The sequence below is a fragment of the Mycobacterium sp. IEC1808 genome (assembly GCF_002101935.1).
Classification (GTDB): domain Bacteria; phylum Actinomycetota; class Actinomycetes; order Mycobacteriales; family Mycobacteriaceae; genus Mycobacterium.
Map to the genome: position 1 here is coordinate 38,822 of NZ_LQPV01000004.1, position 19,618 is coordinate 58,439.

General features: G+C 67.8%; 20 protein-coding genes. 10 read left to right on the forward strand and 10 right to left on the reverse strand.

Features of this window, described 5'->3' with window-relative positions; translation table 11 throughout:
- Window positions 1–14: 14 nt before the first annotated feature.
- The 3 genes from AWB92_RS00920 to AWB92_RS00930 form a co-directional block, all read right to left on the reverse strand.
- Window positions 15–1,409, reverse strand: a complete 1,395-nt coding sequence (locus tag AWB92_RS00920; protein WP_085183659.1) for a wax ester/triacylglycerol synthase family O-acyltransferase — start codon at window positions 1,407–1,409, stop codon at window positions 15–17.
- Between the two features lie 204 nt (window positions 1,410–1,613).
- Window positions 1,614–2,048: a nuclear transport factor 2 family protein gene (locus AWB92_RS00925; RefSeq protein WP_085183660.1), complete on the reverse strand. Its 435-nt coding sequence runs from the start codon at window positions 2,046–2,048 to the stop codon at window positions 1,614–1,616.
- A gap of 42 nt (window positions 2,049–2,090) precedes the next feature.
- On the reverse strand, window positions 2,091–2,339 hold the full coding sequence (locus AWB92_RS00930; RefSeq protein WP_085183661.1) for a hypothetical protein: 249 nt from the start codon (window positions 2,337–2,339) through the stop codon (window positions 2,091–2,093).
- 54 nt (window positions 2,340–2,393) lie between these two features.
- On the opposite strand from AWB92_RS00930, the gene AWB92_RS00935 reads away from it, so the two are divergent.
- A complete protein-coding gene (locus tag AWB92_RS00935; RefSeq protein ID WP_068183865.1) occupies window positions 2,394–2,819 on the forward strand; it encodes a PPOX class F420-dependent oxidoreductase in 426 nt (141 codons plus the stop codon).
- A 148-nt stretch (window positions 2,820–2,967) separates the two neighbouring features.
- On the opposite strand, the gene AWB92_RS00940 is transcribed toward AWB92_RS00935, so the two are convergent.
- Entirely contained in the window at window positions 2,968–3,894 is a 927-nt protein-coding gene (locus AWB92_RS00940; RefSeq protein WP_085183662.1) for a TIGR03564 family F420-dependent LLM class oxidoreductase, read from the reverse strand.
- Between the two features lie 72 nt (window positions 3,895–3,966).
- On the opposite strand from AWB92_RS00940, the gene AWB92_RS00945 reads away from it, so the two are divergent.
- The 4 genes from AWB92_RS00945 to AWB92_RS00960 all read left to right on the forward strand — a co-directional run bounded on the left by AWB92_RS00945 (window position 3,967) and on the right by AWB92_RS00960 (window position 8,310).
- Window positions 3,967–6,201 carry a molybdopterin-dependent oxidoreductase gene (locus AWB92_RS00945; protein ID WP_142281890.1) on the forward strand — a complete coding sequence of 745 codons (2,235 nt, stop codon included), beginning with the start codon at window positions 3,967–3,969 and terminating at the stop codon, window positions 6,199–6,201.
- Between the two features lie 74 nt (window positions 6,202–6,275).
- A complete protein-coding gene (locus AWB92_RS00950) occupies window positions 6,276–6,602 on the forward strand; it encodes a hypothetical protein (protein ID WP_085183664.1) in 327 nt (108 codons plus the stop codon).
- A 168-nt stretch (window positions 6,603–6,770) separates the two neighbouring features.
- Window positions 6,771–7,796 (forward strand): 3-oxoacyl-[acyl-carrier-protein] synthase III C-terminal domain-containing protein, encoded by a 1,026-nt coding sequence (locus AWB92_RS00955; RefSeq protein WP_241523331.1) that lies wholly within the window; start codon window positions 6,771–6,773, stop codon window positions 7,794–7,796.
- Window positions 7,797–7,806: 10 nt separating this feature from the next.
- A complete protein-coding gene (locus AWB92_RS00960) occupies window positions 7,807–8,310 on the forward strand; it encodes an isoprenylcysteine carboxyl methyltransferase family protein (protein WP_085183666.1) in 504 nt (167 codons plus the stop codon).
- Between the two features lie 5 nt (window positions 8,311–8,315).
- Here AWB92_RS00960 and AWB92_RS00965 read toward each other — a convergent pair whose 3' ends face one another.
- Entirely contained in the window at window positions 8,316–9,161 is an 846-nt protein-coding gene (locus tag AWB92_RS00965) for an SDR family oxidoreductase (protein WP_085183705.1), read from the reverse strand.
- 201 nt (window positions 9,162–9,362) lie between these two features.
- On the opposite strand from AWB92_RS00965, the gene AWB92_RS00970 reads away from it, so the two are divergent.
- On the forward strand, window positions 9,363–10,352 hold the full coding sequence (locus tag AWB92_RS00970; protein WP_241523332.1) for an alpha/beta hydrolase: 990 nt from the start codon (window positions 9,363–9,365) through the stop codon (window positions 10,350–10,352).
- 218 nt (window positions 10,353–10,570) lie between these two features.
- Window positions 10,571–13,264, forward strand: a complete 2,694-nt coding sequence (locus tag AWB92_RS00975) for an FHA domain-containing protein (RefSeq protein ID WP_173817319.1) — start codon at window positions 10,571–10,573, stop codon at window positions 13,262–13,264.
- 115 nt (window positions 13,265–13,379) lie between these two features.
- Here AWB92_RS00975 and AWB92_RS29960 read toward each other — a convergent pair whose 3' ends face one another.
- From AWB92_RS29960 to AWB92_RS00995, 5 genes are all read right to left on the reverse strand, one after another.
- Window positions 13,380–13,544, reverse strand: coding sequence for a hypothetical protein (locus tag AWB92_RS29960; protein WP_173817320.1), 165 nt, complete (start codon window positions 13,542–13,544; stop codon window positions 13,380–13,382).
- A 100-nt stretch (window positions 13,545–13,644) separates the two neighbouring features.
- Window positions 13,645–14,631, reverse strand: a complete 987-nt coding sequence (locus AWB92_RS00980; RefSeq protein ID WP_085183667.1) for a hypothetical protein — start codon at window positions 14,629–14,631, stop codon at window positions 13,645–13,647.
- A gap of 2 nt (window positions 14,632–14,633) precedes the next feature.
- Entirely contained in the window at window positions 14,634–15,203 is a 570-nt protein-coding gene (locus AWB92_RS00985; RefSeq protein ID WP_085183668.1) for a carboxymuconolactone decarboxylase, read from the reverse strand.
- A 54-nt stretch (window positions 15,204–15,257) separates the two neighbouring features.
- Window positions 15,258–16,082: a hypothetical protein gene (locus tag AWB92_RS00990; RefSeq protein ID WP_085183669.1), complete on the reverse strand. Its 825-nt coding sequence runs from the start codon at window positions 16,080–16,082 to the stop codon at window positions 15,258–15,260.
- On the reverse strand, window positions 16,079–16,687 hold the full coding sequence (locus tag AWB92_RS00995) for a TetR/AcrR family transcriptional regulator (RefSeq protein WP_085183670.1): 609 nt from the start codon (window positions 16,685–16,687) through the stop codon (window positions 16,079–16,081). Before AWB92_RS00995 ends, AWB92_RS00990 begins: the two co-directional genes overlap by 4 nt.
- A 160-nt stretch (window positions 16,688–16,847) precedes the next feature.
- Between AWB92_RS00995 and AWB92_RS01000 the strand changes: the two genes are divergently transcribed.
- The 3 genes from AWB92_RS01000 to AWB92_RS01010 are packed head-to-tail and all read left to right on the forward strand — an operon-like array spanning window position 16,848 to window position 19,618.
- Window positions 16,848–18,026, forward strand: a complete 1,179-nt coding sequence (locus AWB92_RS01000) for an acyl-CoA dehydrogenase family protein (protein ID WP_085183708.1) — start codon at window positions 16,848–16,850, stop codon at window positions 18,024–18,026.
- On the forward strand, window positions 18,016–19,125 hold the full coding sequence (locus AWB92_RS01005) for an acyl-CoA dehydrogenase family protein (protein ID WP_085183671.1): 1,110 nt from the start codon (window positions 18,016–18,018) through the stop codon (window positions 19,123–19,125). The genes AWB92_RS01000 and AWB92_RS01005 overlap by 11 nt, the downstream gene beginning before the upstream one ends.
- Complete coding sequence (locus AWB92_RS01010) at window positions 19,118–19,618, forward strand: MaoC family dehydratase N-terminal domain-containing protein (RefSeq protein WP_085183672.1); 501 nt, start codon at window positions 19,118–19,120, stop codon at window positions 19,616–19,618. Before AWB92_RS01005 ends, AWB92_RS01010 begins: the two co-directional genes overlap by 8 nt.

Here is a 19,618-nt window from a genome sequence, read left to right on the forward strand (position 1 = left end):
AGCGGCGCAGTCAATCACGGGACGGTCGCCGGCGGCGGGGCGCAATCCATCAATTCCTTCAGCGCCGCGGGAAACGCGTCGGCGAGCTCCCACAGGTCCGAAACGAGGTCTGGGCACGAAATGATGCCGATGCCGAGCCGGCCGTTGAGCGACATGACCGTCACGTTGAGTCCGGCGCCCGCGATGATCGGCCCGAGCGGATACATGGCGTCGATCCGGCACCCCAGAAAGTAGAGCTGTTCCTGCGGGCCGGGCACGTTCGACAACACCAGGTTGTGTGGGGGCTTCTCGGGCAACGGGATTCGCGGCAACAGCTTCATGGCGGCGCCGAACATGGTTTGCCCGGCCACTTGCGTCCAGTCCTGCAGCAGGGTGGGGCCCATCGCGGCGGCATGTTCTTTGGCGCAGGCGTTGGCTTCGGCGATGCTGATCAGTCGCTCGGCCGGGTCGTCGATGTGGGTTTCGAGCCGGCACAGCATCCACGTGGTCTGGTTTCGGCCCGGTCGATCGGACCTGCCGCGCACCGACACCGGCACGCTGGCCACCATCGGGCTGTCCGGCAGTTCGCCCCGCTCAGAAAGGAACTGGCGCAGCGCCCCCGCGCACAGGGCCGTCACGACGTCGTTGATCGTCACGCCGAACCGGTTCTTGACCGTCTTGACGTCGTCGAGGTCCACGGTGGTCAGGGCGACGTTGCGCCGGCGGGTGAACGGGCCGTTGAACGCCGTCGGCGGCGCAGCGAATGGAGCGGCCATGGTGGGCCGGCCGCCCCGGGCGCGCAATACGGTCTGCCCGAGGGTCAGCACGGTCGCCGGCACCACTTTGGCCAACCGCCAGGGCCGCAACGCGGCGCCGATCAACCCCGACGCGGCGATCTGCAGTGGGTTCGCCCCGCCGGTGCGCGCCACCGGGGTGGGCGGCGGCGCGTCGGCCACCCCGCTGCACAGCTGGGCCAGCAGGTTGGCGCCCCCGACCCCGTCGACCACCGCGTGGTGGGCCTTGAGGACGACGGACAGCGCCTCGGTGCCGTGCAGGCCCTCGATGACCCACATCTCCCACAGCGGGCGATCCCGATCGAGGGCCAGGCCCGCGACGTGCCCGCAGATCTCCGCTAACTCCCTCGGCCCACCGGGCGAGGGGAGCGCGACGTGGTGCAGGTGTCGAGAGAGGTCGAAGCTTTCGTCGTCGACCCAGACCGGATGGTCGAAGTTCAGTTGGCTGTCGGCCAGCTTGAGGCGAAATTCGGGCACGGCGTCCACCCGCGCCGCCAGCGCCTCCCGGAACCCCTCGAACGTGTAGCCGCCCGGTTTCGTTTTCGGGTCCAGTTCCACGACACAGCAAACATTCAATGGCTGCGTCGGTGACTCCAGGTACAAAAAGAACGCGTCCAGCCCGCTGAGTCGCTGCATGCCCCGCCCATCTCGTTCGCACGGCCGTGACCCCTGGTCACATGACCGGCGGTCAACCCCGGACCCCGACGGCGCACAGCATCAGAGCAGACCGCAATCTCTTGATGTGATCCCTAATCTGTAGCCGGTTGGCGGCCGTTGGCAAACATCTCGGCGAGACATTTAACGAAATCGCCACCAAGATTCATCTAACCGCCGCGCGGGTCAGCGGGCCATGGTCGAATCCGGGGCCGCCCAGTCGGTCGACACCTTGCGATGCTTGATCAGCCACCGGTCGCCGTCCGGCACGAGCACGTCGCGGTAGCGGCCGAAATGGTCGAGCCCGATCTGGGTGACCACGGTGAAGTAGGACGAGACCTCCGCCCGGTCGGGAGTGAGGCCGGTGAAGAGCACATTGGCGACGTTGTGCCGCACGACGGGCTTGAGGTCGACGTTGCGGGCGACTTTGCCCGTCACGCCGCCGAGGAACGACACGATCTCGGTTCGCCCGCGCAATGGCTCCCGCCCGCGAATCTCGAGGACGCCGTCCGCGCAGAACGTCTCCGCCAGGCCCTCGAGCCGGCCCGCGTCACCCGACCAGTTGTAGCGCGCGAGCGTGTCCCGGATCTGCTCGCGGGCGACCAGTTCCCACGTCTCCACCGTCGCGAGCCTAATCCGCGACAGCCCTGCGCCCCGGGTGCGTTACCTGACGAGATAAGGCCGGAAGCTGCGCTGGGCCGCCGGCGTGACCCCGTTGAGATCGAAGACGGCGATGAGGGCACGCAAGAGGGCGGGGGACCAGTCGTCGAAATGCTGCGCATCCATGCGATCGAGTAACTCGCTGCGCAGGTGCTCGATGCCGGTGGGCTCCTGATGATCGCTCATGTCGTGAACGACGCTAAAAGCGACGTCCGCGGCTTGTACAGCCAACTGGTCAGATTCAAATGTCATTCCTGCCAAATATGAAGCGGGAATGAAACGCCGCGCGCGACGGTATAAGCACGCATGAAACTCAACGACGCCGCGCGCGATCTTATTGGTAAGGGTGCCGACGCCACCTTGGTCACCCTGAATCCCGACGGCAGCCCCCAGGTCAGCGTTGTCTGGGTCGCGCTGCAGTCGACGCCCGACGGGGACGAACTCGTCACCGCGCACCTCGCCGAACACAAGAAGGTGCGCAACGTCCGCAACGACCCCCGCGTCGCCGTCACGATCCTGGCGCTGGACAAGGCGGGCCAGGGCATGCGGCCCTACCTGTCCGTCACCGGTACCGCGCGCATTGTCGAGGGCGGGGCGCCCGAACTCCTGACCGAGCTCAACCCGGTCCTGGGCGACCCGAACATGAAGTTCCCGCCGGACGGCGCGCCGCCGGGATTCCTCACCCGCATCCGCATCGAGAAGGTCGGCGGCATCGGCCCCTGGACGGCCTGACGGCGCCCTGGTCGGCGAGAGTGCATTCAGGGCTTTGGGTGTGCGGTGGCGGTTTTCGGCGTGCACACAGGGCGGGATGTCGGCGATTTTTCCGCCCAGGGCTCACACACGATGCCCACGATTCACACTCAACAACCGAGCACCTCATCTAGCCGGCGTAGCGGCGCAGCAGGCTCCGGGTGCGGGCCCGGCCCTCGTCGGAGGTGTCGAATGCGTAGCCGACGAACTCGTCGACACCCGCCGCGCGCAGTTCGTCGAGGCGTTCCGTAACGGTCGCCTCGTCGCCGATCAGGGCCGCATCCTGCGGGTCGCGGTAGCCCTCGCGATCGAGCATGGCCCGGTATGACGGCAGTTGTCCGTAGAGCACGAACTGCTCGGCGGCTTGGGCGCGCAGCCCGTCGACGTCATCGGTGACCGCGATCGGCAGCGAGGCCGCCACCCGCACCGCGCCCTCCGGGCGGCCGGCCTCGGCGGCCGCATTGCGAAGGGTGGGCCCGACGTGTTCGGCGAGGGTCTTGGGTCCGGTCATCCAGGTCTCCGTCCCCGCGCAGCGCCGACCCGTCAGCCGCAGCAGCTGCGGGCCGAGGGCCGCGATATACACCGGAGGCGTCGGGGCACCGGGAACGCGCACCGATCCGCGGGTGGTCACCGTCTCACCCGTGGCGTTGGCGTCCTTGCCGTCCAGCAAGGGCAGCAGGCCGTCGAGGTATTCGCCGAGTCGGCGCACGGGCTTGTCCCACGGAATCCCCCACATTCCCTCGGTGACCATGCGATGGGTCATGCCCAGCCCGAGGGTGAATCGGCCGCCTGAGATCAAGCTGAGGGTGAGCGCGCGCTGCGCCATCAGCATCGGCTGCTGGTTCTGGATCGGCAGCACACCCGTCGCGACCTCGATCCTGTCCACCTCGCGGAACGCGACCGCAAGGACGGTCAACACGTCTGCCTGCCAAGGCATTTGGGCCACCCAGACCCGCCGGAATCCCTCGTCGCGCAACGTCGCGAGCTCCGACACCAAGTCGTCGACCAGCGACCGCGAGGGGTCGTCGCTGAGAAAGCAATTCACGCTGATTTGCACCCTATGTTCCTCTCTTTCGCCCCCTGAAAGATGCTACTTCCGCTACCGGCAGTAGCGGAATACAGTGGGTGGGTGGCGACCGGCGATGACGGCAGGCACCTGCGCACCTGCCCACTGTGTGAAGCGATGTGCGGCTTGGAAATTCAGGTCGAGGGCGGCAAAGTCACCAGCATTCGCGGCAACCGCGACGACGTCTGGAGCCGTGGGCACCTCTGCCCGAAGGGCGTGTCGCTGGCCGCGGTGCACGAGGACCCGGACCGCATCAGGCACCCGATGATCAAGGTCGACGGGCAGTGGCAGGAGGTCAGCTGGGACGCGGCGTTTCGTCGCTGCACCGAACTGCTCACACCGGTGATCGAAAAGTACGGGATCGGTGCGGTCACCGCCTATACCGGTAACCCACTGGCGCACTCGTTTTCGCTGGCCCGGTATGCCGGCGTGCTGATGGGCATGTCCGGGATGCCGGTCACCTACTCGCCCGGGACCGTCGACCAGTGGCCGAAGAACCTGTCGTCGCATCTGATGTACGGCCTGTGGTGGAACTTCCCCGTGCCCGACATCGAGCGCACCGACCTGATGGTGATCATGGGCGCCAACCCCGCCGCGTCGCAGGGCTCGCTTTTGGCCGCACCCGACGTGATGGGCCTGATCAACGGGATTCGCAAACGCGGCAAGGTGATCGTCATCGACCCGGTGCGCACCCAGACCGCCGCCCAGGCCGACGAGTGGCTTCCAATCGTTCCGGGCACCGACGCGGCGCTGTTGCTGGCCGTTGCGCACACCCTCTTCGACGAGGACCTGGTCGACGCCGGACCGCATGTCGACGGTCTCGACACGATGCGCCGGGTCGCCGCCGAGTGGCCGCCGGAGCGGGTGAGCGCGGTCACCGGCATCGACGAAGACCGCATACGCCGGCTGGCCCGCGAACTCGCCGGCACCGAGCGATCGGTGGTGTACGGGCGAATCGGCCTGTGCAATCAGGAGTTTGGCAGCCTGGCCAGCTGGCTGGTCGACGTGATCAACATTCTGACCGGCCATTTCGACACGCCCGGCGGCGCGATGTTCCCCAAGCCGGCGGCCTGGTCGATCACCACGCAGCCACTGCCCGGCCTGGAGGGCGGCCTCCCGCAATTCGGGCGCTGGCACACCCGGGTGCGCGGCGCGAAGGAGGTTCTCGGGCAGGCCCCGGTGTCGTGCATGGCCGAAGAAATCGCCACACCCGGCGAGGGGCAGCTGAAGGCGCTGATCACGGTCGCCGGCAACCCGGTGCTGTCGACGCCGGGCGGCGACAAACTCGACGAGGTGCTGCCGATGCTGGAAGCGATGATCTCCGTTGACCTTTGGCTCAACGAGACGACGCGGCACGCGGATGTGATCCTGCCCGGGCTGTCCCCGCTCGAGCAGCCACACCACGACGACCTGATCCTCCTCTTCGCGATCCACAGCATCGCCAACTACTCGGCGCCGGTGTTCGACCCGGGTGACCGCCCGCACGAATGGGAGATCCTGATCCGGCTGACCGGCCTGTGCACAGGGACACCGGCCGAGGACGTCGACGTCGCCGCCATCGACGACGGGTTCTTCGACTACCTGGCCTTCACTCAAGGCGTCGACGGCGCGGAGATCCGCAAGCTCTACGATCACGGCGGGCCCGAGCGGATGCTCGACCTCACGCTGCGAACCGGGCCGTTCGGGGACCAGTACGGCAAGAACCCCGGCGGGCTGACGCTGGACATGCTGAAGGCGAACCCGAACGGCATCGACTTCGGGCCGATGGTGCCGCAGCTACCCGACATCCTGGGCACCCCCGACAAAAAGATCCGCCTCGCGCCGCAATACCTGCTCGACGACCTGCCGCGGTTGGCGGCACGCATGGAGCGCCCGGCCGAGCCGCTCGTCCTGGTCAGTCGCCGGCATCTGCGATCGAACAACACCTGGATGCACAACGTGCCCGCGCTGATGAAAGGCAAGGACCGGTGCACCCTGCTGATCCACCCCGACGACGCGGCCCGCTGCGGAGTCGCCGACGGCGACATCGTGACGGTGAAATCGGCGGCCGGCGAGATCAAGGTGCCCGTCGAGGTCACCGACGCGATCAAACCCGGCGTCGTGTCGATGCCGCACGGCTGGGGGCATGGCAAACCGGGCACCCGCATGTCGGTGGCCAACGGTTCACCTGGGGCCAACACCAACGTGCTGTCCCCGCCGACGTTCCTTGACGAGCCCTCCGGCAACGGCGCCCTCAACGGGATCCCGGTGACCATCATCGACGATCAAGCCCGGTTTCGGTCGGCGCAAACGGTTTGAGCGATGCGCGATTTCACAGCTGATCGCTAACCACGATCCAGCGCGCTGCTAACACCGACCCGCACCATGGCGGGATGGCGGCAAACAGGCAATTCATACTGATTCAAACGTTTTTCGCCGCGGTGGCGACCTTCGCTACGCTGGCGCTGTTTCACGCTGTGCAGCCCGATGACACGAAAACCGTTGGAACATCTACGAGTTTAGCGGACCGGAGCTTCGCCACAGATGGCGACGACGACGAAGCCCAACTGCAACAGCAGCTGCAAATTCAACAGGAGATTCAACAGTCCGAGCAACAGGCCGAACAGCAAGAGCAACTCGACCTTCAGGAGGCCCAGCAAGCCGAGCAGCAGGGCCAACAGGTCGAGCAGCAGGCAACCCTGTCGGTTCCCGGAAGCTGAACATCACCCGATCGGTCGAATTGTGTTTCGGCTCACCCCAGCCCGCTTCGGGTGAACCTTTGACACGGCGGCTGTCGTCGGGTGGTTATGACAGCAATAACGTATTCCACATCCGCGAACCACGCCGCCGCGCACGCGCGAGGTGCCCCGCGCATCGCGGGAACCGCGGTGGCCTTAACGCCGCACCGCTACGACCAGGACGAGGTGGCACGCGAGCTCACCGAGTTCGCGGAGCCGGGTTTCATGCGATTCGCGCAGACCACCGGCGTCGACCATCGCAGCCTTGCCCTGCCGCTGTCGAGGTACCCGAAGCTGAGCGGATTCACCGAGGCGAACGACACTTACCTCGAGGTCGCCGTTGACCTCGGTGAGCGTGCGGTGCGTTCGGCGCTGGCCGCGGCGGGCATCGAACCACACGAGGTGGACACCATCGTGATGGTCTCCAGCACCGGGATAGCGGTGCCTACCATCGACGCACGGTTGATGTCACGAATCGGGCTGCGGCCCAACATCAAGCGTGTCCCGCTGTTCGGCCTCGGCTGCGTGGCCGGCGCCGCCGGCATGGCACGGGTCCACGATTACCTGCGCGGCTACCCGGGGGATGTGGCCGTGCTGTTGTCGGTGGAGCTGTGCTCGCTCACGCTGCAACGTGAGGACACCTCGATCCCGGCCCTGATCGGTGTTTCGCTGTTCGGAGACGGTGCGGCCGCGGTGGTCGCCGTCGGCGCCGATCGAATCCGGCCGGGCCGCAACGCCGATCAGGGTCCACGCGTCCTGGCGACGCGCAGCCGCGTCGTTCCCGAGACCGTCGATGTCATGGGCTGGAACGTCAGCTCCAGCGGCTTTCAGCTGGTGATGTCGCGCGACGTCCCGAAGATGGCCGACGACTATCTGCGCGCAGAGGTCGACGGCTTCCTGGCCGACCACGATTTGTCCATCGCGGATGTCTCGACCTGGGTGTGCCATCCGGGCGGTCCGAAGGTGCTCGATTCGATCGAGAGCGCACTGGGTTTGCCGCCGGAAGCGGTGGCCCACAGCCGAAACTCCATGCGGGAGAGCGGAAATATGTCGTCGGCATCCGTGCTTGACGTCCTGCGCCGCACGGTGGCCGAGCCGCCGCCGGCGGGATCGCTCGGGGTGATGCTTGCGATGGGTCCGGGCTTCAGCTTCGAGTTGCTGCTCCTGCAGTGGTGACGGAGTGACCATGTACTACTACCTGTTGATCGTTGCGATCGGCGTCGAGCGGTTGGTCGAGCTCGCGGTCGCACGGCGCAACGCCAAGTGGTCATTCGCGCACGGGGGCAAGGAATTCGGACGCGACCACTACCCGGCGATGGTGAGCATGCATGCGCTGCTTCTGGTTTCGTGCATCGTCGAGGTCTGGACGATGGGCCGCCCGTTCATCGGTTGGCTGGGATGGCCGATGCTCGCCGTCGTGGTGCTGAGCACCGTCGTCCGCTGGCGGTGTGTGGCGGTGCTCGGCAAACGCTGGAACCCGCGACTCATCGTGCTCCCGGGCGCGCCTCTGGTGCGGGACGGGCTGTACCGATGGGTCCGTCATCCCAACTACACGGCGGTCGCGGCGGAGGTTGCCGCGCTGCCACTGGTTCATTCGGCGTGGCTTACCGCGATCGTGTTCAGCCTGGCGAACGCCCTGGTGCTTTCCGTGCGGATCAGCGCCGAGAACGCCGCCTTGGGCTACGCCTAGCGATGTCAGGGAGCGACGGGACGGTTCGTCCACTCCCGGTCGGCCCGGCGCGACGAGCGGAACCAGCCGCCCGCCGCGCCGGTCCCGCCGTCCGTCGGGATGGTGTGGCCGGTGACGAACGCCGACAGCTCCGACGCGAGGAAGAGGATCACGCGAGCCTGGTCCTCGGGCAATCCCATCCGCCCGACCGGCACCCACTGCGGCCACTGCGCCTGCTCGTCCGGGGACAGCCACTGCGAGTACGGGACCTGCAGCGATTCGGTGACGTCAGGGCCGATCGCGTTGACCCGCACCCCGTCTCGACCTACCTGCACGGCCAGGCTGCGCGTGAAATGGATGACGGCGGCCTTGAAGGCGGCATAGACCGGATCCTCGGGATAGCCGCGCAACCCCTCGACCGATGAAACGTTGACGATCGCCCCGGCACGCTGCTCGATCATCGCGGGCAGGAACGCGTGCGTGACGAGAAAAACGTGGTGCAGGTTGATGCGGTACAGGTCGTCCCACAGGCATGGATCGGTGTCGACGAAGCTGCCCGGATGCCGCAACCAGTGGCCCACGTTGTTGACCAGCACGTCCGCCCGGCCGTAGCGATCCAGCACGGTCCGCGCCAGCGCGCTGACCTGGTCCTGGTCCCGGACGTCGGTCACGGCCGCCAGGCCCGAGCCGCCCGAGGCCGCGATCTCGTCGACAACTCGCTCGGCGAGGCCGGCGTCGATGTCGGCGACGACCACCCGGGCGCCGTGCTGGGCGAACAGGCGTGCGGTTGCCGCGCCGATACCACCGCCGCCCCCGGTCACCACCGCGACCCGGTTGGCCAGCAGCGCGCCGGCCTGCATCGCCTCTGTCATGGTCATATCTTGAGGCACCCGGGTCGCGGCGGACGGCTTTACCCAACTTCCGCTGGCACCAAACAGTGAGGAAGCCAACATTTGCCCGGGATTCATCGGGCGTTTTTCCCGATTTGGGCCGGGTATCCCCTTTACCTCTACGAAAGTTGAATACAAATGCTGACCAAGCCAGACCGACGCCGAATATTGCCAAGCCACGCAATGAACCGGCGGGTGCACCATCGGCACAGTCCGCAATCATTTGCGGTGTCGTTGGCCAGTCGGCTTATCGTCAAGAACATAGTGCGCGCATGGGCCATTCAGCCGAATTTGCATTGGCCGCTGGGGTACGTCGACGAGATGGCCGGTTTGCTGCAGCATTTCCCGTCCTCGGCGAGCATCGAACAGCTAAGGCTTGACGGCTGCGCCGCCGAATGGGTTCGCGCACCCGGCGTCTCGTCCGACCGCGCGATTCTCTACTTCCACGGCGGCGCGTTCCTGACCTGCGGCCTCAACACCCACCGATCACTGGTGACCCGTCTGTCGAAAGCGGCGGACGCCGCGGTGCTGACCGTCGGATACCGCAAGCTGCCGTCCCATCAGATCGCCGACGCGATCGAGGACGGAATGTGTGGATTGCGCTGGCTGCAGGACCGCGGCTACGACGGGAACCGGGTGGTGGTGGCGGGCGACTCGGCCGGCGGATACCTCGCGTTCATGACCACCCTCGCCGCCATCCGGACCGGCGTGTTCAGGCCGGCCGGCGTCGCCGCGATCTCGCCGTTCACCGACGCGGACCCCACCCGAAAACTGCGGCACCGCAACGCCCGCCGATGCTCGATGTTCACCCGTGGTGCGCTTTCGATGTTCGCCCGTTATCTCGGCGAAGTGCGCATTCCGCAGGGCAACGGCACGTCCACCCGCCGCGTCGAGTCTCCGGTCGACGCGGACCTCTCCGACTTGCCGCCGGTCGCGATCCATGTGAGCTCCGACGAACTATTGCTTCCCGACGCCGAGCTTATGGCCGAACGGTTGCAATTCAGCGGAGTTCGCTGCGACCTTCACCTGTGGGACGGCCAAATCCACGACTTCCCGTTGGCGGCCGACGTATTGCCGGAAGGCCGACGGGCCATTCGCTATCTCGGCGATTTCATCAAAGAGGTCACCGGGGAAGTGAAGTCCGTGCCGTACGGTGTCGCCGCGGCGGGATAGTCGCTATTCAGGGATAGAAGTCTTTGGCGGCCCCGGATCGGGCCGCCATTCGCGTCGTTGGGGTTTCCTCAAGATCGGGGCGGGGAAGGACGGTTCCCGCTGTTGCTGCCGCTTGGAAGCCGTCGTCTCCAGCGGCATCTCCGTCGCCGTCCCGCACAACCCGAGGTCGTGCCAGGCGTTGACTACTTGGCCTGCAATCGGGCCGGCTGCCGATACAGTTGGTCATCGTGAGCCCACCAGCCCCGCCAGTGCTGACCGTGCGGTACGAGGGATCGGAGCGCACCTTCGCAGCAGGCACCGACGTCGTAATCGGGCGTGATCTTCGCGCGGACGTCCGCGTCGCACACCCGCTGATCTCCCGGACGCACCTCATCGTGCGATTCGACCAGGGGCGATGGATCGCCATCGACAACGGCAGCCTCAACGGGCTCTACGTCCACAACCGTCGCGTGCCGGTCGTCGACATCCAGGACGGCCTGCGGGTCAACATCGGCAACCCGGACGGACCGGCGCTGACCTTCGAAGTCGGCCGCCACCAGGGTTCGGCCGGGCGGCCACCCCTCACCACGTCGATACCGATTTACACCGCGGGCACGCCGAGCGCCCCCGCGTCCCAGAGCCAGCCGCAGCAGGTCGGCACGCCCTGGCCCGGCCAGCCCCAGCAGACGCCGTCGGCTGCGGTCCGCCAGCCGACGCATCCGCCGAGCGCGCCCAGGCCGATCCATCCGCCCAGTGCTCCCCAGCCCATGCATCCGCCCAGCGGGCCGCAGCCGATCCATCCGCCCAGCGGGCCGCAGCCGTGGCAGCCGACCGGTGCACACCCGACGGGAGCGCCCAGCGAACCGCAGCAGGCGCCGAAGATCTACCGGGCACAACCCATGCAGGTGCCGCCCGCTGAGTCCGAGACCGGCCGCGTTGGCGATGCCGCGAACATCGCGACGTCGATGATGAAGATCCTGCGGCCGGGTCGAACCGGGTTGGTGTCGATGCCCGGCGCGGTCAAGATCGGCCGCGCCAACGACAACGACATCGTCATCCCCGAGGTGCTGGCATCGCGCCACCACGCGACCTTGATCCCCACGCCGCAGGGCACCGAGATCCACGACAACCGCAGCATCAACGGGACTTTCGTCAACGGCGCCCGGGTCGATTCGGCCGTGCTGCACGAGGGCGACGTCGTCACGATCGGCAACATCGACCTCGTTTTCGCCGGCGGCACGCTGGCCCGGCGCGACGAGTCCGCGACCGCGACGCGCACCGGCGGCCTCGACGTGCGCGGGGTGACGTGGACGATCGAGAACAACAAGGTCCTGCTCGACGACATCTCGCTGGGCGCCCAGCCCGGGACGCTGACCGCCGTCATCGGCCCGTCGGGGGCGGGAAAGTCGACGTTCGCCCGATTGGTAGCCGGCTACACGCACCCCACCAAGGGCACGGTGTCCTTCGAGGGCCACAACGTTCACGCGGAATACGCCTCGCTGCGCAGCAGGATCGGGATGGTCCCGCAGGACGACGTGGTGCACGGGCAGCTGACGGTGCAGCAGGCATTGATGTATGCCGCCGAGCTGCGGCTGCCGCCGGACACCACCAAGGACGACCGCGCGCAGGTGGTCGCGCGGGTGCTCGAGGAACTCGAGATGACCCAGCACCTGCACACCCGGGTCGACAAGTTGTCCGGCGGCCAGCGCAAGCGTGCCTCGGTGGCGCTGGAGCTGCTGACCGGGCCGTCGCTGCTGATCCTGGACGAGCCGACGTCCGGCCTGGACCCGGCCCTGGATCGCCAGGTGATGACGATGCTGCGGCAGTTGGCCGACGCCGGTCGCGTGGTGCTCGTGGTCACGCACTCGCTGACGTACCTGGACGTCTGCGACCAGGTCCTGCTGCTGGCGCCCGGCGGAAAGACGGCGTTCTGCGGGCCGCCGAGCCAGATCGGTCCGGCGATGGGCACGACGAACTGGGCCGACATCTTCAGCACGGTCGCGGGCGACCCCGACGGCGCCAAGGCCCGCTACCTGGCGCGGACGGGGCCGCCCCCGCCGCCACCGCCGGCGGAGAAACCCGCCGAGATCGGCGACCCGTCGCACACCAGCCTGTTCCGGCAGTTCTCCACGATCGCGCGGCGGCAGGTGCGGCTGATCGTGTCCGACCGCGGCTATTTCGTGTTCCTGGCGCTGCTGCCGTTCATCATGGGCTCGCTGTCGATGTCGGTGCCCGGTGATGTGGGCTTCGGCAGGCCGAACCCCATGGGCGCGGCGCCCACCGAGCCGGCGCAAATTCTGGTGCTGCTCAACGTCGGCGCGGTGTTCATGGGAACGGCGCTGACGATCCGGGATCTGATCGGGGAGCGGGCGATCTTCCTGCGCGAGCAGGCGGTCGGCTTGTCGACGTCGGCCTACCTACTCGCGAAGGTGTTCGTCTATACCGTGTTCGCCGTCATTCAGTCCGCGATCGTGACCGTCATCGCGATCCTCGGGAAGGGCGGCCCGACGCAGGGTGCGGTGGCGCTGGGCATTCCCAACCTGGAGCTGTTCGTCGACGTCGCGATGACGACCGTCGCCTCGGCGATGCTCGGGCTGGTGTTGTCATCGATTGCCAGGTCGAACGAGCAGATCATGCCGCTGCTGGTCGTGGCGGTGATGTCGCAGCTGGTGTTCTCCGGCGGGATGATTCCGGTCACCGATCGCCTCGGGCTGGACCAAATGTCTTGGGCCACACCGGCCAGATGGGGCTTCGCGGCTTCGGCCTCCACCGTTGACCTGCTCAGCCTGCAGGACAAGGTTCCGCAGACGCCGCACGACTCGCATTGGCGTCACACGGCCGGCGCGTGGTGGTTCGACATGGGCATGCTGATATTGCTCTGCGTCGTGTACCTGGGCTTCGTGCGCTGGAAGATTCGCCTCAAGGGCGGCTGAGCCTCATCGGCGTTTGAGTGTGCGCTGGCGGTTTTCGGTGTGCGGCCGGGGCGGTCAGATCGCCATCTTCTCGCCCTGGCTTCACACTGAGAGCCCTGGGTGCACACCCAAAGCACTAGGCGCCTTTTCGCACCGCCTCCTCGGCGGCGGCCCGCATCCGGTCCGACAGCTGAAGCAGGGCATGCTCGCCGACCCCGTGCGGCACCGTGTAGGCAAGCTGCCGTAATTCAAGGGCGCAATCGCGCAACTCCTGGCGGAGGCGGGTCTCAAGGGTGGGCATGGCTTCTTCCTCTACGCGTGGCGGCTGAGAGAAATTTTCTCAGCCGACCCACGGATCCGCGATCGGGGCGAAGCGTTTTTACGGGAGATTGACAGGGTTTTTACATCTGGTGAACGGGATCCAACTCGACGCGCAGCAGTGCGCCCCGGCGCGTGATGCCTTGCGGGGGAGCGGTGGTGCCGCCGTCTGTCGTGACGAAGGCGACGCGTCCGGGCTCGCCGGGGCCGCGTCCCCACGCGGCGCTGGACGGTCCGACGAGCATTTCATCGAACGGGTCGCCGGCGATGTGGCGGACCTCGCTGCCGTGCCGCGGCGCGAGCGGCACCCGATCGATGGTGTTTGCGCGATGCCTTGTGACGTAAGCGAATCCGGCGTCCTCGTCGAGGCAGAAGTCGTCGGCATTATCGATCGCTGCGACGAACTGCGGCGCCCCGGCCGGATCGAGGGTCGATGAATCCACGGGGACGCGCATGAACACCTTCTGCGCGGTTGAGGTGTAGTACAGATAGCCGGTCTGCGCGCCGTAACGCACCCCGTTGACCCCCGGCTGCGGCGGCGGGCGCACGCCGCTGTCGGGATCGTCTCCCATCGTGTCGTCGGCGAGCCATACCCGGGCCGCCGCGCTGCGGGCGTCATCGGCGAGGTCCACGCGCCAGATCAGTCCGGCAAAACAGTCCGCGATCGCCAGTACGTTCGGCCCGAGGAGGCAACTGCCATTGAGGGCGCGGACGCGGTCGTCGAACGTGAACATGAGCTCCGGCGACACCGGCGCTCCGGGCGCCCACCCATTGAAATCGATTCGGGCCAAATGCGATTCATGGGTTGTGTAGCCCTCGGTGAGGCAGACCACGAACACGTCGGGCGCCACCTCCGCGATGCCGGTGATCGGGTGATCGAAGGTGTGCGCCAGGACGGGGTCGGCGACCGCGCCGGGCTCCGTAGGCGGAACCCACCAGAGTTCTTTGTGCACGACATCGGTGACGAGAATCGACCCGTCGGCGCGCACGGCGAGGTTTTCCGGGAAGTACCACTGCGGGAAGAAGGCGACGGGCGTCATCGTGACGGCGGGCAGCGGGGGCAGGGCCATGCTTATTGCGCCAATCCCTGGGCATTGGCCGGGACGTCGAAGGCGCTCAGCGTCATACACACCATGGTGAACCAGCCCAGCAGCACGGCGACGTCCACGATGCCCGCGTCACCGAGCAACTCCCTGGCGCGCCGGTACAGGCCTAGGGGCACGACGCGCGCGGCGACCAATGCCGATGCCAGCTCGTAAATCACCTGCTGGCGCGGCTCGTCGAAAGACGTTGGCAGCCCGGCGATTATCGCTTCGACCCGCCGCGGGTCCAGGCGGCCATCGCGCTCGGCGATGATCTCGTGTTCGTAATTGGCGTATGGGCTGCGCCACCGGGCGTTGACGATGGTGGTCGCGATCTCGATCTCGGCCTTCGTCAGCGTCGACTCGCGCTGGAAGTAGGCACCGGTCGGGACGATCGTCTTCGATAGCGTGGGGTTGGCGAGCCAAATCTTGTGCGGACCGGGAACCAGCCCCCGCAGTTCGCGGGTGAAGTTGTAAGCCTCTTTCATCTCCGGCGACATCTCGCCGACCGGCGTCTCGACGAACCGGCCAAATGTGCCGAAATCTGATCTCTCATCCACCGATCAGAAGTACCGCGGTGCCGGGCTGTCGAAACAGGATCGCCGCGCTACGGCTCAGGGGCGCACCGCGACGAAGGTCTCGTTGGGCACGCCGGCGGCCAGCCCGTCGACGTCGAAGGGTTCGCGCAGACGCGCGTGCAGCTTCGCGGAGTCGAGGAGCAGGCTGATCTCGGCAGTCTGGCGCGCGAAGAGGCGACCGAAAAGCGGGTACAGCCAACGCATCAACGCCCGTTCGGATCGGCTGCACCGCGCCGCGCAGTAGCCGACGTGGCCCAGCTCGTCGGTGAGGATCTCCGTGTAAAGCCGGTCGATCCGCGCCGCCACGTCGGGCTCGTCGGCGAACAACTCGACGCCAACCCGGCGCAACTCGTCAAACATGATGCAGCCCGCCATCTCTCCGGCGCCCACGAACGGGAAACCGATCCGCTCGGGCAGGAAAACTTCCATCTTCACGAATTGCCGCATCACGAACGGCGGCACCACGACCTGGAACGGCAGACCGAACATGTCCAGCACGTAGCTCAAGAGCCGGGTGTGGTAGTGCTCCTCGAGCGCCAGGTACACCCGCTCGGGCGGCTGGTCCGCGCCGCCGATCCGCCCGTACGTATCGCCCAAGTCGACGCCGAATCGCTCCGCCTGGTTCAGTTTCGCGGTGGCCAACAGGAACAGCATCTCGCGGGAGAGCCCCGCCTCGGGTCGGCGGCGGCGCAGATTTCGCAGGAACACGCGCTGATCGATGGGCCGGCTGGAGCGAACCGGGTCGGCCGCCAGCGACGCGAAGAATTCCTCCCGGCTGGACAGCCGGCGATGCAGCAGATCCGCGTCGCCGTCCCGACGCGCGAGAAAGTCCCGATAGCCCTCGATGGCCGTGCTGGTCATGATGCCTCCATTCCGTCGACGATGGTCTTGACGTATCGGTCCAGGAGCGCCACCCGTGACGGGGGCGCCGTTGCCGTGGTGACCAGCAATGCGAACAGCCCGGTCAGGAAGATGGCGCCGAGTTCGCCGGCGTCCGCGTCCGGCGACACCCGCCCGGCGGCCTGCGATTCGGCGATCGCGGCGATGACGAACTCGGCCAGCGGGTGCTCGCCCAGCTCGTCCTCGATCGGGCGCGTCGCGGAGAAGTGCAGCCCGAGCATGTCCCTGAAGACGACCGGACCCAGCCGCTCCTCGGCCGCAAGCACCTGGCGCACCAGCGAAGTAAGCATCGACCTCAGGTCGCCGGGCGCGCCGGTCTCGTTGGCCAGCATGGCCACGATCTTGGACTCTTCGTCGCGTTCCAGCTCGGCCAGCACGTGTTCCTTCGTGGGGAAATGGAAATAGAACGTGCCCCGCGCCACCCCGACCGCCGAAGCGATCGCGGCGACGTCGGTGCCCGCCAGCCCCGACCTCCCGATCTCGGCGACGGCGGCGTCGAACAGGCGAGCGCGCGTCTGCAGCCGCTGCGCCTCCCTCGCGCTCACCACCTGCGTCGCCGACGGCATACGAGCGAACGTACCGGGTTCATTGACGCGCGTCAATGACGACCGTCAACGAGCTGCTGGGAATCGCAAGCCCGGTTAATGGAACGGATATCTGGCGCCGGCCATCGTGGCTGCGCACACTGAGAGGGCACGTCACCTGATGTGGGGCAAAGGGGCCGCCATGGATTTCGAACTCGACGCCGGGCAACGCGCCTGGCTGGCCGAGGTTCGCGAATTCCTCCAGGAGAACGTCACCGCGGAACTGCGGGCCGAACTCGCCGAGCATGACCTTGAGTTCCCCGACGGCGAAGTCGCCCGGTTTCGCCGCAAGATCGGCGAAAAGGGCTGGTTCGGGCTCAACTGGCCGCGCGAGTACGGCGGGCTGGGCCTCGGCGCCGTGCACCAGCACCTGCTGATGAGCGAGTTCGAATACTGGGGCGTGCCCGGGCCCGACCTGACTGTGACTTCGGTGGCGCCGATGATCATGCGGCACGGCACCGAGCGGAACAAATCCGAATGGCTGCCACCGATCGCCAGGGGCGAAATGATCTGTGCGGTCGGCTATTCCGAGCCCGACGCGGGCACCGACCTGGCCAGCCTGCGCACCCGCGCGACGCGCGACGGGCGAGACTGGGTGATCAACGGCACCAAGACCTGGAACAGCGGCGCCCAGCGCGCCACCCACGAGTGGCTATGCGTGCGCACCGACCCGAACGCCGCGCGCCACCGGGGGATTTCCGTCATCATCGTGCCGATCGACAGCCCGGGCGTCGAAATCCGCCCGCTGTACGCGTGGTCGGGCTACCGCACCAACGAGGTGCACTTCCACGACGTGCGCGTCCCCGTCACCAACCTGATCGGCGAAGTCAACCGGGGCTGGACCTACATCACCGGCGCCCTCGACCTCGAGCGCGGTGCGCTGACCAACGCCGGCGATCTGCGCCGCGCCGTCGACGACCTGCACGTCCTGGCGCGAAGCCCGCGCCGCGACGGCTCGGTGCCGGCGCGAGACGGCGCGCTGCGCCGCCGCCTGGCACGAGTCGAGGCCGACGTGGAGGCGGCCACGCTGATGGGCTACGAGGCCGCCTCGATCTTGGACGGCGGCGTTATCCCGACCGTCGAGGTCAGCGTCGAGAAGGTCTTCACCAGCGAGTTGCGCCAGCGCATCGCCGAATTGGCGCTCGATCTCCTCGGGCCGGACGGCCTGCTGGCGCATCGCGGCCCGGACGCGCCACTGGCCGGCAAATTCGAACGGCTCTACCGGGCCGCCCCGCTGATGCGCTTCGGTGGCGGCACCAACGAAGTCCTGCGCGACATCATCGCCCAGCGCGGCCACGGGATGCCGTCGTATGGACGTTAGGCCGACCGCCGAGCGGCGCGAGTTCGCCGCGACGCTGCGCGCGCTGCTGGCCGCGGAGAGCCCGATCAGCCTGGTCCGCGGCCTGACCGAACCGGGCGCGGAACGAAGCACCCCCGCGCTGTGGAAGGCGTTGGCCGACGCCGGTGTCTTCGGGCTGGCCATCGCGCAGCAGCACGGCGGCGCCGGGGGATCGGTCGAAGATCTCGCCGTCTTCTACACCGAGGCGGGGCGCGCCCTGTGCCCGACGACGGCGCACAGCACGATCCAGGCCGCGTTAGCGATCGATCAGCTTGGCCGCCAACCCGCCAGGGCCGAGTGGCTGCCGCGGCTGACAAGCGGCGGCCTTCGCGGCGCGACCGCGCTGTGGAACGCCCGCGACGCCGCCGTCATCACCCCGGTGCTTGGCGCCGAACCCGCCCCGTCCGGTGGCTGGCGGCTCACCGGCACGGCGGACTACGTCGGCGACGCCGACGTCGCCGACGTCGTCGTGGTGTCGGCCGCGGCCGGCGCGCGCACGCTGGTCTTCGTCGCGGACGCGCATTCGAGCGGCCTGACCGTCGAGCCGCTCGCCATGGCCGGCGGCCACCGGGCCTGCACGGTGCGCTTCGACGGCGCGGTCGTCGACGCCGACGCGCTGCTCGGCGACGTCGACCGGCCGGGCCTGCGGCGCGTCGCCAACACCGCGGTGGCGCTGGGATCCCTCGACCTGGTTGGGGTCGGGCAGGCCGTGCTCGATCGCACCGTCGAATACATCAAGCTGCGCCACCAATTCGGACGCCCGATCGCGTCGTTCCAGGCGGCCCAGCACCTGGTCGCCAACATGCACATCGCCTTGGCCGCCGCACGATTGGCCGCGCACTCCGCGGTCTTCTGGCTGGCGCGCGGTCGGCTGGCCACCCGGCAAACGGCGATTGCGCGCATGCACGCCGCCGCCGCGGCCCGGCTGATCACCCGGGACGCCCACCAATTGCACGGCGGGATGGGTTATGTCACGGAAACCGACCTGCACCTGTGGAGCGAACGGGCGCGACTGGGGTCGACGCTCGGCGGGGGAGCCGACGTCGCCGCGGCCTGGCTGGAGGAGAGCATGAATGAGTGAGGACAGCTTGATCGACGCCGAATCGGCGGCGCGCGTCGGCACCGTCGCCGCGTCCGCCACGGGCGAGGTGAACCGGCGCGATTGGCAGCGCTGGGCCGCGGCGGTCGGTGACCACAACCCGCTATGGTTCGACCCGGAGTTCGCCCGGGCCAACGGCTTTCGCGACATCATCTGCCCCCCGCTGTTCCTGCAATACGCCGTCCTGGGTGTCACGCGGCTGGACGGGCTGCGCCCCGACGGATCCTCCGGTGCCGCTTCGGGCAGCCTCGCCTTTCCGCGCGCCCCCAAGCGGATGGCCGGCGGCGAGAGCTTCACCTTCCACCTGCCCGCCTACCACCGCGACCAGATCGAGATGGTCCGCACCATCGAATCCATCGTCGAAAAGCAGGGCCGTTCAGGAAGATTCGTGCTAGTCGCCTGGCACACCGTGTACCGCAACCAGCACGGCGATCTGGTCGCCGAAGCGTCGACGTCGATGATCGCGCGGCCCTAG

Coding starts and splice junctions, on each gene's coding strand:
- AWB92_RS00920 (WP_085183659.1), bottom strand. CDS start 1,409: ATGCAGCGACTCAGCGGGCTGGACGCGTTCTTTTTGTACCTGGAGTCA.
- AWB92_RS00930 (WP_085183661.1), bottom strand. CDS start 2,339: ATGACATTTGAATCTGACCAGTTGGCTGTACAAGCCGCGGACGTCGCT.
- AWB92_RS00935 (WP_068183865.1), top strand. CDS start 2,394: ATGAAACTCAACGACGCCGCGCGCGATCTTATTGGTAAGGGTGCCGAC.
- AWB92_RS00950 (WP_085183664.1), top strand. CDS start 6,276: ATGGCGGCAAACAGGCAATTCATACTGATTCAAACGTTTTTCGCCGCG.
- AWB92_RS00960 (WP_085183666.1), top strand. CDS start 7,807: ATGTACTACTACCTGTTGATCGTTGCGATCGGCGTCGAGCGGTTGGTC.
- AWB92_RS00965 (WP_085183705.1), bottom strand. CDS start 9,161: ATGACAGAGGCGATGCAGGCCGGCGCGCTGCTGGCCAACCGGGTCGCG.
- AWB92_RS00970 (WP_241523332.1), top strand. CDS start 9,363: ATGAACCGGCGGGTGCACCATCGGCACAGTCCGCAATCATTTGCGGTG.
- AWB92_RS29960 (WP_173817320.1), bottom strand. CDS start 13,544: ATGCCCACCCTTGAGACCCGCCTCCGCCAGGAGTTGCGCGATTGCGCC.
- AWB92_RS00980 (WP_085183667.1), bottom strand. CDS start 14,631: ATGGCCCTGCCCCCGCTGCCCGCCGTCACGATGACGCCCGTCGCCTTC.
- AWB92_RS00990 (WP_085183669.1), bottom strand. CDS start 16,082: ATGACCAGCACGGCCATCGAGGGCTATCGGGACTTTCTCGCGCGTCGG.
- AWB92_RS00995 (WP_085183670.1), bottom strand. CDS start 16,687: ATGCCGTCGGCGACGCAGGTGGTGAGCGCGAGGGAGGCGCAGCGGCTG.
- AWB92_RS01000 (WP_085183708.1), top strand. CDS start 16,848: ATGGATTTCGAACTCGACGCCGGGCAACGCGCCTGGCTGGCCGAGGTT.
- AWB92_RS01005 (WP_085183671.1), top strand. CDS start 18,016: ATGGACGTTAGGCCGACCGCCGAGCGGCGCGAGTTCGCCGCGACGCTG.
- AWB92_RS01010 (WP_085183672.1), top strand. CDS start 19,118: ATGAGTGAGGACAGCTTGATCGACGCCGAATCGGCGGCGCGCGTCGGC.